Below are 12,562 nucleotides of genomic sequence, written 5' to 3'. Positions count from 1 at the left end.
ATCCCCCCTATGGATAGATCAAACCCCTCTCACCACCATAAGGCAAGCCCAACGCATTGCCAGAGTGAATTGCCCGATATCCTTGGCAATGCTACCGCCCGGCGCATGGGATCGGATCAGGGTAGCGAAACGGCTCGGGAAACGGCGGGCGAAGAAGGCAATTCGAAGGCTGGCTGGATATTGTTGGGGGCGGCGCTGCTGCTCGCAGCAGGATCGGTCGCGTACAACGTATTGGATGCGGGCGAAACCGCCGCGCCGGTTGTTTCGCAAGGCGGAGAATTACCCGGCATCGATGAGCTTGCAGCGCGGGCGGAGGCTTCTCCCGATGATGCAGCGCCGTGGAGCGAACTCGCGTTCGCGCGGTTCGAGCGCGGTGAATTTGCAAAGGCCGCCGCCGCATATGAACGAGCTGTGGCCATTGACCCGGATGAGGCTGTGCTCTGGTCGGCTTTGGGCGAAGCGCGGGTCATGGCGACCGATGCTAGCGTTCCAGATGCCGATCCTTTACCCGCGAATGCCGTAGAAGCGTTCAAAAAAGCTATCGCGCTTGATGCGAGCGATCCACGGGCGCGCTATTTCATGGCGGTGAAGAAGGATTTGGACGGCGATCCGGCAGGGGCCATTTCGGACTGGCTCAAATTGCTGGCCGACACGCCGCCGGGCGCTCCGTGGGAACAGAACCTGGTTCGCACAATCCAGCAAGTCGGCGCGATCAACGATATCGACGTCGAACAGCGGCTCGCTGCGGTCGTGGACGGTCGCATGCCTGCTGCAAATGCTCCCGGCGCGCCAAATGTGCGCGGTCCGAGCGCGGCGGAGATAGCCGCAGCCGGTTCGATCCCGCCGGACGAACAGCGGGCGATGGCCGAGGGCATGGTCGCGCAGCTTGAGGCGCGGCTTCAGGCGGAGCCGCAGAACCTCGATGGCTGGCTCATGCTGATGCGAAGCCGGGTGACACTGGGCGAACCGGCGAAGGCCAAAGCGGCATTGAACGCTGCCATCGCCGCCAATCCGGGCGAAGCAGAGGAGCTGCGGCGACAGGCCCGGCTCCTCGGCGTCGAGTAGGGTTCAGACTACCCCGAAGGCGAGCATTGCGTCGGCGACTTTCTTGAAGCCCGCGATATTCGCGCCCTTCACATAGTCGACATAACCATCGCCCTGGTCGCCGTACTTCACACATTTCTCGTGAATGCCTTCCATCAGTTCGGTGAGCATGTCGCCGAGCCGTTCCTGGTTCCAACTGATGCGCTCGGCATTCTGGCTCATTTCGAGGCCCGATACCGCGACCCCGCCTGCATTGGCTGCCTTGCCTGGGCCGTACATGATTCTTGCATCGTGAAAGACCTTCACGCCTTCGAGCGTGGTCGGCATGTTCGCACCTTCGGATACGGCGATGCATCCATTGTCGACCAGTTCGCGTGCGTTCTCTTCGTCGAGTTCATTCTGGGTCGCGCAGGGCAGGGCGACATCGCAGGGCACATCCCATGGGCGTTTGCCCTCATGGAATGTCGCATTGGTGAAGTGATCGGCATATTCGCTGATCCGCCCTCGCCGTACATTCTTGAGGCGTTTGACCCAGTCGATCTTTTCCTGGTCGATCCCGTCGGGATCGTGAATGAAGCCACCTGAATCCGACAGGGTGACGACCTTGCCGCCAAGCTGAACGATCTTCTCGGCGGCGTGCGTCGCCACGTTGCCCGCGCCCGAGATGACCGCGGCCTTGCCTTCGACATCGTTGCCTTTGTGCTTGAGCATGTTCTGAAGGAAGTAGACCGCACCGTATCCGGTCGCCTCGGGCCGCATCTGCGACCCGCCATATTCGGTCGCCTTGCCAGTCAGCACGCCTTCCCAGCGATTGGTGATCCGCTTGTACTGGCCGAACATGTATCCGATCTCTCGCGCGCCGACGCCGATATCGCCCGCGGGTACATCGGTATCGGGACCGATATGGCGGTAGAGCTCGGTCATGAAGCTCTGGCAAAAGCGCATCACCTCGCTGTCGCTCTTGCCCTTTGGATTGAAGTTCGATCCGCCCTTGCCGCCGCCCATTGGGAGGCCGGTGAGCGAATTCTTGAATGTCTGCTCGAAAGCGAGGAATTTCAGCACGCTTTCGTTGACCGATGAATGAAAGCGAATGCCGCCCTTGTACGGACCGATTGCATTGTTGTTCTGAACTCGCCAGCCGCGCTGGACCCGGATGCAGTGATTATCATCTTCCCAGCAGACGCGGAATGATACGACGCGGTCGGGTTCAGCGATCCGGCGGAGGATCTGCGCTTCGTGGTACTCTTCCTTGTCTTCTATGAAATCGAAGATGTCCTGCGCAACTTCCTGCACAGCCTGAATAAATTCTGTTTGTCCGGGATTGCGTTTCTTCACGCCCTCCATGAATTGTTCGAGGTCTACGTGATCGGAAACGGCCATTTGATTTCTCCCCCAAAGGCAATGCGCCGTGGGTATCGTTGCAAATCATCTGTCGCGCAAGGGCGAGAATGAACCGTGCTGGCGGGGTTGCAAAACAATGGCATACCTCTAGGCTCCGAGGCTCTTTCCGACATGCGCCGATGATCGCGCCGCGCTGCCAAGCGCTCGGCCGATTGCGATCTTTCAGCGCAAAGACAGCCATCCGGCCAAGCGATCCGAGATCACTTTACGAATGACCGATAACAGCGTTGAAGCCACACCGACCGGCGACCTGCCGATCGCTCCGCCACTCGTCGATTTGCCGATCGATACGCATGATCGCGGATTCTACGACGGGTTCAGCCGCGAAGTGACGATCCCCGGCAAGGTCATCGTATCGATGTTGATCATCTGGGCGATTTTCTTCCCGGTGAGCGCGCAAAGCACCTTGAGCGCGGCCCAATCGACGATCATTTCGGCTTTCAGCGGCTGGTACGTCTACCTCGTGGCTTCGCTAATCGTTGTCTGCGGTGCACTGGCATTGTTTCCCCAAAGCGGGAGGTTGAAACTGGGCGGGAAGGACACGACGCCCGAATTCTCACGCTTTTCCTGGATTTCGATGCTGTTCGGCGCGGGGATCGGGATCGGCATGCTGACCTATTCGACCGGGGAGCCGTTGTCGCACTTTACCACAAACCCCGAAATCATCCGCGGCACGATAGAGGCACGTTCGTCAGAGGCCGTGCGTCCTGCCTATACCTGGACTTTCCTCCATTGGGGGTTCGGAGCATGGTGCACTTATGCGCTGGTGGGGCTCGCGATTGGATATGTCGCACACCGGCGGAACTTGCCGCTCACGATCCGTTCGAGCCTCGCACCCATTTTCGGCGAGAGGATGTCCGGGCCTTTCGGTCACGTTGTCGACGTGGTTGCGGTGGTAGCGACCATACTCGGCGTGGCGGTGACGATGGGGTTGGGGGTCCAGCAATTCGTGGCCGGCCTGTACCGCGTCGGTTTCGGCGATTGGCTGATGGTCGAGGCGGCAGACGGCAGCGGCATGACCGCCTCGGCGGCGGGTATCGTGACGGCGCTATTGGTGCTGGTGGGATTGTCGACCGCAAGCGCGCTGTCGGGCGTCGGGCGCGGGATCAAGTGGCTCTCCAACCTCAATATGGGTCTGTCCTTCGGTCTGCTCGGCCTTTTTGTGGTCGCGGGTTCGGGGCTGTATGGATTGCAGCTGCTCGGGGTCGGGATCTGGGATTACATCGTGACGCTTCCCGCACATTCGCTAACCCTCTTCAGCAGCGATGGAAGCAGTGCGGGGGATGCGCTCGTGCAGTGGCAACTCGACTGGTCGGTATTCTACTGGGCGTGGTGGATCGCCTTTTCACCGTTCGTCGGCATGTTCATCGCGCGCATTTCTCGCGGACGTACGATCCGCGAATATATCCTTGGCGTAGCGATCGTACCCGCACTAATGTGCTTTATCTGGATGACACTCGTTGGCGGCACGGCGATCGAACTCGAACTGAGCGGCGTCGCGCAAGGGGCGATTGTCGATGCCGCCATGTCTGACCAGCTTTTCGCGACCATTGCTGTGCTGCTCAGCCCCGAAGTCGCGATGATCGTATCGGGCCTTATTGTCGTCCTGCTGATGACATACCTCATCACCTCGGCGGACAGCGCGATCCTGATCGTCAACACGATCAACGGCGCGGGGGATAGCGAAGGCGGTCGGCGATATCACATCGTGTTCTGGGGCTTTGCGCTCGCCTTCGTGGTCGGCTCGATGCTGATCCTCGGAGGGATCGATGCGATCAGCGTGACCATGATCATCGGCGCACTGCCGTTTTCGTTCGTCGTTCTCGCAATGGCGGTTTCGATCATCAAAGCGGTCGCCTACGACCTGCTCCGCCAGAAGCATGGCGTGCCAACCACCGCAGAAGGTTGCGAGACTTGGGACGGGCAGCCAGCAGGCTAGACTGCAACGCGGCCTGTTGCCAATAGGTCACAACAATTCGACCATTCGGTAAATCCCGGGGCCTGCTGTGGCCGGGGTCCGATCCGCTTGTTATCGCTCTCAAACAGCGCGCACATCCGTGCTTCGCGCTCTCCTTTGAAGGGTGTCGCTGGTGCGTTCCCGCATCGCAACCCGCTCATCAGGCCACTAAAGGGGCATTAAATGAAGAACCTAGTATGCGGCGCGTCGATCGGCGCGCTCGCGGTCGCACTTGTTACACCTGCCGCTGCGCAGGACACCACCGCTCAACCAGAAGCGCAGCCCCAAGAGCAGCGCGGCGGTGTGAAAACCATCGTCGTCACCGCGCAAAAGCGCTCCGAAGACCTGCAGGACGTGCCGGTATCGGTCGCCGCGATCGGGGCCGAGCAGCTCGAAGAACTGAATATCGACACCTTCGAAGATTACCTCGAACAGCTCCCGACCGTGACCGCAGGCGGCAATGGCCCCGGCCAGAGCACGATCTACATTCGCGGCCTTGCATCGACCACGCCGAACATCACCGTCGCCGGTGTCGCAGGTCTCGCACCGAACGTTGCGCTCTACCTCAACGATCAGCCGCTTTCTCAGCCCGGTCGTAACCTCGACGTATACGCTGCCGACCTGGAGCGTATCGAAGTGCTGTCGGGTCCGCAGGGCACGCTGTTCGGCGCTAGCTCGCAGGCGGGTGTGGTGCGTCTCATCACCAACAAGCCGAGCCTTTCGGGCTTCGACGCCTCGTTCAAGGGCGGCGTGTCTTTCACCAAAGGCGGCGAAGCCAGCTATCAGGCCGAAGCCATGCTCAACGTTCCGGTGGCCGAGACCATCGCGTTGCGCGGCGTCGTCTATCTCGACGACCAGGGCGGCTATATCGACAACGTCGCAGGCACCCGCGACCTTACCGAAAGCGCGCGTTTCCGTCCCGCTGGCACGGTCCGCGCCAATGGCGTCCCGGTCGCGCCCAACCGCGCGGGCTTCCAGTCGACCGCCGACCTGTCAAACGTGACGTTCCTTCAGGCCGATAATGCTGGCCTTGCGCAGGACAATTTCAACGACACCCAATATTCGGGCTTCCGGGTGTCTGGACTGTGGGAGATCACCCCTGACTGGAACTTCACCGTTTCGCACCAGCGCCAGACGCTTGAATCGGACGGGGTGTTCTTCGCCGATCCGGAGCTGAACGGCCTCGACGATCTCGAGATCGAACGGTTCGAGGAAGACCGGCTCGAAGACAGTTTTTCGAACACAAGCTGGACCCTCGAAGGTCGCCTCGCGATGCTCGATGTCGTCTATACCGGCGCCTACACCGACCGTGAGAGCACCCAGCGCGCGGATTACACCGACTACCTTTTCGCAGGCCAGTACCTGCCGTACTATATCTGCGATGGCTCGGTGACCTATCCGGGCGCCGCCGATCCGAGCGGCGTGTGCCAGGCTCCCAACCTCTACATTAATTCCTTCTCGAAGACCGAGGTGTTCACGCAGGAACTGCGCTTCAGCACGCCTGAGGATTGGCGTTTCCGCGTTACCGCAGGCGGGTTCTATTCGGACCTCAGCCTCGAAGAGCGCGTGGACTTCGCTTATCCGGGCAACGTCGCTGCAGCGCCTTTCGGGCCGTTCAAGCCAAACTTCCCGCAGCAGACCGGTTTCTTCTCCGATCCTGGCCCGTTCCCCGCCGACACCATTTTCCGTAACGATATCCGCCGTACGGACGAACAATGGGGCATTTTCGGCGAAGCCAGCTTCGACATCGTTCCCGACCTGCTGACCGCAACCTTTGGCGCACGTTATTACGACATCGAAGTCGACTTCGAAGGCAGCGCCAACGGTTCGTTCTGCAACAGCTTCTCTGCGACCGACCAGAACGCGTTCGGAACCGACATTTCGGACCTTTATGATGGCGATGGCGAGTTCACGTTCATCGGATCGTGCGATCCGAACCTGCGCCAGACCTTCACCCTGGCTGATACGTTGCAGGATATCGAGAACGCAGGGCTCAGCGCCACGCAGGCGCAACAGGTGTTCAATGCCCTGCGCGCACCCGACACCGCATCGACTGATGGCGTTATCGTCAAGGGAACTCTGACCCTGACCCCGACAGAGGATCTGCTGTTCTACGGCACGTATTCCGAGGGCTTCCGCCCCGGTCTGCTTAACCGTCCCGGCGGTGCGCTTGGCCCTAACGGCTTCGTCGTCCCGTTCGACGTCGATACCGATGAGGTCAAGAACTACGAGCTCGGTTGGAAGATGGACCTCATCGACGGCCAGTTCCGCTTCAACGGTTCTGCCTTCTTCGTCGACATCACCAACCTGCAGACGCAGATTTTCGATCCTTCGATCACAAACCTGTTCTTCTCGGACAATGCGGCGAATGCGGAAATCTACGGGATCGAGGCCGACTTCACGATCGCGCCTTACGCGACCCCAGGGCTGACGGTTGCAGGCGCATTCTCGATCCTCGACACCGAGATCACCGAGGTGCTCACCCCGACCAACGACGTGATCGCGGGCGAAGAGCTGGCCTACGCGCCCAACTTCCAGGGCAACGTCCGCATCCGCTACGAGTGGGATGTCTCATCCGACATGGAGGCGTTTATTCAGCCGCAGTTGACGCACTCTGCATCGAAATTCACGGACATCATCGAGATCAACAAGATCAAGCTCGATGCTTACACCGTCTTCGATCTGTCGGCTGGCGTGAAGAAAGATCAGTGGTCGTTCGAGGTGTTCGGCGAAAACCTGTTCGACGAGCGCGCCGAGATTTCCGGTGTGTTCGGCAATGATCGCGAGCGGATCATCACCAACCGGCCGCTGACCGTGGGTGTGCGGGTCGGTTTCGACTACTGACCAAGCGACTGATCGCAACAAAGAGGGCGGGGGTGAGCGAGCGGTTCACTCCCGCCTTCCTTTTGTCTAGGCGAGGCGAATGACGCGCGAGGAACAACTCAAGTCGGTCCAGCAAAAGCTGCAGACGGGCGATTTCGCCGCCGGGTTGGCGGGTGCCGAAGCGGTGCTCGCCGAAAACGATGCGGATGGTGAAGCGCTCTACATGGCTGCTGTCGCTGCGCGCTACCTGAGAGATTTCGAGGCGGCTTCGCATTACCTCAACCAGCTCCACGCCGCGATGCCCGAATACGGGCGTGCGTGGCAGGAGGAAGGACACCTGGCGCTTGCACGCGGTGACGATATTGCGGCTCTTGACGCATTCAGCCGCGCCACTCGATATAACCCAGCGTTGGAGGCGAGTTTCCGCGAACAGGCGCGGCTGCTTCGCGCAACGGGTCGAACAGTCGAGGCGCAGGCGGCTGCGATGCAGCAGCAAAGACTTGCTCGTTTGCCGCGCGAGCTGGTCGCGGTGACCAACCACCTCGCCGAAGGGCGCTTGATGCGTGCCGAGGAAATCTGTCGCCATTATCTGCGCCAGCACCCGCGCGATGTCGAAGGCATGCGGTTGCTCGCCAAGATCGGGATTGAGCTTGGCATTCTCGATGATGCGGAATTCCTGCTTGAAAGCGCTGTCGCCTTTGCGCCCGAGGATATCCAGCTTCGGCTCGACTATATCGATGCGCTTCGGCGGAGGCAGAATTTCGAGAAAGCGCGCAAGGAATCCGAAGCGCTCCACGAACGCGATCCCGATAATCCGCTGTTCCAGTCGCGGCTCGCAATCGAGTGCATGCAGACCGGCGAATATGATCGCGGGCTCGAATTGTTCGACCGAGTGCTCGAAAAGCTTCCGAACGATCCCGCCAATCTCACCAGCAAGGGGCATGCACTCAAGACCACCGGAGCGCAGCAAGAGGCGATCGACGCCTACCGCAAGGCGATTGCCGCCAAACCCGATCACGGCGATGCGTGGTATGCGCTCGCCAATCTCAAGACCTATCGCTTCGAGAAGGGCGAGGTGGAGGCGATGCGCGAACAGGCGGCGCGCCCAGACCTTGCATTCATGGACCGTGTCCACCTTTCCTTCGCGCTCGGAAAGGCGCTGGAAGATCGCGGCGAATACGAGGCGAGCTTCGGCTATTACGACGAGGGCAACCGGCTCAAACGTGCGCAGACTCGCTACAGCGCCGACAGTATGAGCGCGGAGCTTTCCAGGCAGCGCGAGATCTGCACGCCCGAGCTGTTCGAAAAGCACAAGGGAGCAGGCCACCCCGCGCCAGACCCGATCTTCATCCTCGGCCTGCCGCGCGCGGGGTCGACGCTGCTCGAGCAGATCCTTGCCAGCCACTCGCAGATCGACGGGACGCTCGAACTGCCGAACATCCTTGCGCTCGCGCACCGGCTGCGCGGGCGCAGGGCCGGGCATTCGCGCTATCCCGAAATTCTGCACGATCTCACCGCGGATCAGCTTGCCAAGTTCGGCGAGGAGTTCATCGAAAGCACCCGCATTCATCGTCAGGGCGCCCCGTTCTTCATAGACAAGATGCCGAACAACTTCCGGCATATTGGATTGATCCACCTGATCCTGCCCAATGCGAAGATCATCGATGCCCGCCGGGCGCCGATGGATTGCTGTTTCTCCGGCTTCAAACAGCTTTTCGCCGAGGGGCAGGAGTTCACTTACGGGCTGCACGAAATCGGTCGCTACTACGCTGACTATGTCGAGTTGATGGACCACTGGGACACGGTACTCCCCGGCAAGGTCCTGCGCGTGCAGCACGAGGATGTGCTCGACGATCTCGAAGGGCAGACCCGGCGAATGCTCGATTTCCTCGAAGTGCCGTTCGAGGAAGCGTGCCTCTCCTTCCACAAGTCGGACCGCGCCGTGCGAACCGCTTCGAGCGAGCAGGTGCGCGAGCCGATCAATCGCAAGGGTCAGGGGGCCTGGGTTCCTTTCGAGCCGTGGCTAGATCCACTTAAAGACGCGCTCGGCGACCTTGCTTGAACGGGCCACGGCTCACGGGGAAACGACGCAGATATTTCAGGGGCAGTTGCTGCCAGTCCATTGCCCGGCATTCTTGCCGCGCGCACACATATGCTGGGCCCAGAATCCGTCGAGTTTCCATTTGCCATTCTCGTCCATGCGGATCGCAGCGGCATAGCGCCCGGCAGAAACGGAATCGTCGAGATATCCCTTCTGCTCGAAAGTGATCATGATGAAGGGGTCGCGCCAGTTGATCCTTTCGCGAATTGAAAAGTGGCGGTGCCATTTCGCCTTTTCCATCTTCATCGACATGGTCGGCACGCCTTCCATGGTTTCCGGGTGACCGTCGAGCACGGGAGAGAGAAGGTCGAAGACGCTGTCGCCGCGCCATTCACGCCAACCGTCGAGCGGGTTATTGTCCCAATGCTGGAACGTATTGTATTGGATGAACTTCATTGAGCCCTGATGCGACCTGGCAGCGCGCGTACCAAGACACTGCTTGGGCTTTCTGTTCTCGATGAAATTCGCCTCTCCGATCTTGGTGTTTTTGTAGAAAACCGCAAAATTGCGCACATCGATATTTTCGGCACTCAGCGTAAATGAGGTCGCGCCCATGCAATCGGCGGTATGGATCGGTCCGCCGCTATTGTATTCGATGTCTCCAGTGACGCGGATTGTTGCAGTGTTTTGATCGACTTCGAGCGTGAGATCGTTGTCCGTGTAACTGGTCGAAGTGCTCATGCAGCCGCTATCGACGCGCACTTTGAGCTCGCTGCCGTGTAGTTCGGGACAGATATAGGTGACGCGGGCCTGGGCCACCTGTGCCTGGGCTGCGAGCACGGCAATCGCCGTTCCCATCATCAGTTTCGAGTATGTCATGGCATTTCTCCGTTTCCCATAAACGTCGGAATGCCGACAAGTTGCGCCAATTAAGCCTTTGACGGCATGGGGTTGATACCCCATCGTGTGTGTCGGGTGGCATTCGGATGGGGGATCGACCCCATGGAGGGGGGAAGGGCACTCGGCCTATTCCTGACGCATCGAGAGACGAGCTTCATGGAGTGGGACATGCTCAAGACACGCATCGCATTGGCCATTGGCGCGACCGCCATCACGGGGGCTGCAATCTACGGAGCAGACCGGTATTTCTCGGCCGTGCCGGAGAGCGGGGAGAAAATCGAACTCGCGGTCACAGATGATTTGTCGCGGGAGGCGCAATCGACAGGTTGCGGACTGCGGGACGCCGGTTTTGCCACCGAGAAGAAAGCCGCCTTCGTCGACGAAAGCGTTACCCGCGCACGGGTCGTATCCTCGCAGAGCATAGGAGGCGAGGAAGATGTCGCGGCGCTGATCGCAGCGGGTGATTGCCGCTTCCGGCTCGACGGCGTCTGGCAGCAGGACATGGTCGTTGGCCTCGACGACAGCATCACGCCGGACATCTTCGAGGGCTCCGAAAGCGACGGCCTGGACGCGCGGCTGAGCCATGCGACCATGACGACGCCAGGCCTGCTGTTGATCGAAGCAAGCAATGATGGGCAGGAACTGAAGATTCGCGATGGCCTAGGTGACGGGACCTGGATCATCGCGCGCGCTACCGACGAGACGCCGCTTGCCGACGTTTTCAAGATCCAGGGCGATCTCAAATATTACCGCATCGAAGGCGGTGGGCTTGAGCAATATGCACCCGACGGCAACATCACGGTCGACGTCAACAAGGTCGGGTATGTTCGTGTTCGCGTAGGCGACACCAACTTCATGCGGCCCAAGCCCAATGTCGCGCAGACGCCGACCACGCCGTCCGACGATGCGTGGATGATCGGATTCAATCTCCTGAACCTCGATGCGACGCGCAAAGGTTATGACCTTTACCGGCAGGACATGTGGGACCTCTCGCAGCGCCATGGGTTGATGGACATTTTCGACGCCGCCGACCCGACCGAATATTCGATCGTCGAGCAGCGCACGGTGCCTCTCGGATACAAATACATCACCGAGAATGTGCAGGGCAGCTTCACCTCCACCTCGCTTCTTCGCACCGAATCCGCATACCAGCGCATGGCAGGCTGGAGCGCGGGCGGCGAGGTTTCGGGCGGGCAAAACCCGATCAGCGGCGAGGCAATTCACGCTGTCGGCGGGAGCTACACCGAAAGCCAGACGGTCGGGATGCGCAGCGCCAGCGCTTCCTCGATCATGCTCGGCCTTGCACGGCACAAGACCTACACGATCGTCCTCGACCAGCCCTTCGTCCGACTGAGCGAGGATTTCGTAGCGGCGGTCGAGGATGTGCGCCGCCATGGGCGCTATGACGAGTTCATCGCGAAGTTTGGCACGCATTATCCTTACGCCGTGACCTACGGCTCGGCCGGGATGGCGGTGCGCGAATTCAATGAGGAAACCGTCAGCAACTGGAATGCCGACGACAATAAGGCCTCGGTCAATGCCAAGACCGCCATCAAGGGCGTCGGGATCGAGGCAAACGGCACGAAGTTCGAAGCGAACGAGTCCAGCAACTCGTTCCTCGCGCAGTCGAGTTATAAGAACTTCAAGGCGATCGGGGGGACCGGCAGCTGGGACGAAAGCGGCCATGCGACTGGCAGCGTGCCTGCACCAATCCTCGCCGACTTGCGCCCGATCTACGAGCTCCTGAACCCGCTCAACTTCCCGGGCGAACCGGAAGTCTACACCGAAGTTCGCGCCGGCCTTCGCAACGCGATCGACGCTTATCTCGTGGCGAACGCCCGGGCGCCGAGCGACACGATCAATGAGATGACGCGCAGCTTCACGTTAAAGCCGCTCAAGATTAGCTGCTCCAGCACAGGCTCGGAAAAGCGGGTCGAGCTCGAAGGCAATCTCGATTTCGGCGTGGTCGATCGCAAGGGAAAGACGCTCACCGAGGAAATGCACGTTGCGAACTGGGCGAAAGATCGCGGCGGACGGCTCAAGCTCAATTGCGCAAAGAACGGGAGCGCAAACCTCGCCGAGTACAAGCGCAAATCGATCACGGTCAGCGGCAGTCTGCGCGAACTGATGGGCAAGAATTTCGCCTACCAGGGCCCGGTGAAGGAATATGACTGGGGGAGCAAGGACGAAACCCTGATATCGGGCCTGACCACCTCCTTCGTCATCCCGATCATGGAGATGAAAGTGGGCGACACTGAAGTTGTCGAGATCGAATTCACGCACACGACGAACAAGAACACCTTCGTCCTCACGACCGAGATTACACGGAACAGCGTGTGCAAGGCCGATCCGTCGGGCAGGAACGTCTGCCCGGCGTGAGGCCCGCCTCGCTTCCA

At 60.2% G+C, this 12,562-nt stretch carries 7 protein-coding genes; 5 read left to right on the top strand and 2 right to left on the bottom strand.

From position 1 onward, the window contains the following. The first annotated feature begins 69 nt into the window (after nt 1-69). Complete coding sequence (locus FIU90_RS13950; RefSeq protein WP_234029536.1) at nt 70-1,065, top strand: tetratricopeptide repeat protein; 996 nt, start codon at nt 70-72, stop codon at nt 1,063-1,065. A gap of 3 nt (nt 1,066-1,068) precedes the next feature. Here the strand turns inward: FIU90_RS13950 and gdhA are convergent, their stop codons facing one another. After that, nucleotides 1,069-2,424, bottom strand: coding sequence for an NADP-specific glutamate dehydrogenase (gene gdhA, locus FIU90_RS13945; RefSeq protein ID WP_152435327.1), 1,356 nt, complete (start codon nt 2,422-2,424; stop codon nt 1,069-1,071). A 232-nt stretch (nt 2,425-2,656) separates the two neighbouring features. Here gdhA and FIU90_RS13940 point away from each other — a divergent pair, with 232 nt between their 5' ends. From FIU90_RS13940 to FIU90_RS13930, 3 genes are all read left to right on the top strand, one after another. Further along, on the top strand, nt 2,657-4,384 hold the full coding sequence (locus tag FIU90_RS13940) for a BCCT family transporter (protein WP_172970274.1): 1,728 nt from the start codon (nt 2,657-2,659) through the stop codon (nt 4,382-4,384). Between the two features lie 201 nt (nt 4,385-4,585). Next, nucleotides 4,586-7,246, top strand: a complete 2,661-nt coding sequence (locus FIU90_RS13935) for a TonB-dependent receptor (protein WP_152435326.1) — start codon at nt 4,586-4,588, stop codon at nt 7,244-7,246. 79 nt (nt 7,247-7,325) lie between these two features. Continuing rightward, nucleotides 7,326-9,287 (top strand): tetratricopeptide repeat-containing sulfotransferase family protein, encoded by a 1,962-nt coding sequence (locus tag FIU90_RS13930; RefSeq protein ID WP_152435325.1) that lies wholly within the window; start codon nt 7,326-7,328, stop codon nt 9,285-9,287. 36 nt (nt 9,288-9,323) lie between these two features. Here FIU90_RS13930 and FIU90_RS13925 read toward each other — a convergent pair whose 3' ends face one another. Continuing rightward, nucleotides 9,324-10,145: a hypothetical protein gene (locus FIU90_RS13925; RefSeq protein WP_152435324.1), complete on the bottom strand. Its 822-nt coding sequence runs from the start codon at nt 10,143-10,145 to the stop codon at nt 9,324-9,326. A gap of 189 nt (nt 10,146-10,334) precedes the next feature. Here FIU90_RS13925 and FIU90_RS13920 point away from each other — a divergent pair, with 189 nt between their 5' ends. Beyond that, complete coding sequence (locus FIU90_RS13920) at nt 10,335-12,545, top strand: MAC/perforin domain-containing protein (RefSeq protein WP_172970273.1); 2,211 nt, start codon at nt 10,335-10,337, stop codon at nt 12,543-12,545. Nucleotides 12,546-12,562: the final 17 nt, after the last annotated feature.

This window comes from Erythrobacter sp. THAF29, from assembly GCF_009363635.1.
GTDB lineage: Bacteria > Pseudomonadota > Alphaproteobacteria > Sphingomonadales > Sphingomonadaceae > Erythrobacter.
Note: the sequence above shows the minus strand (reverse complement) of the source record. Positions and strands in the feature narration are given on the sequence as shown.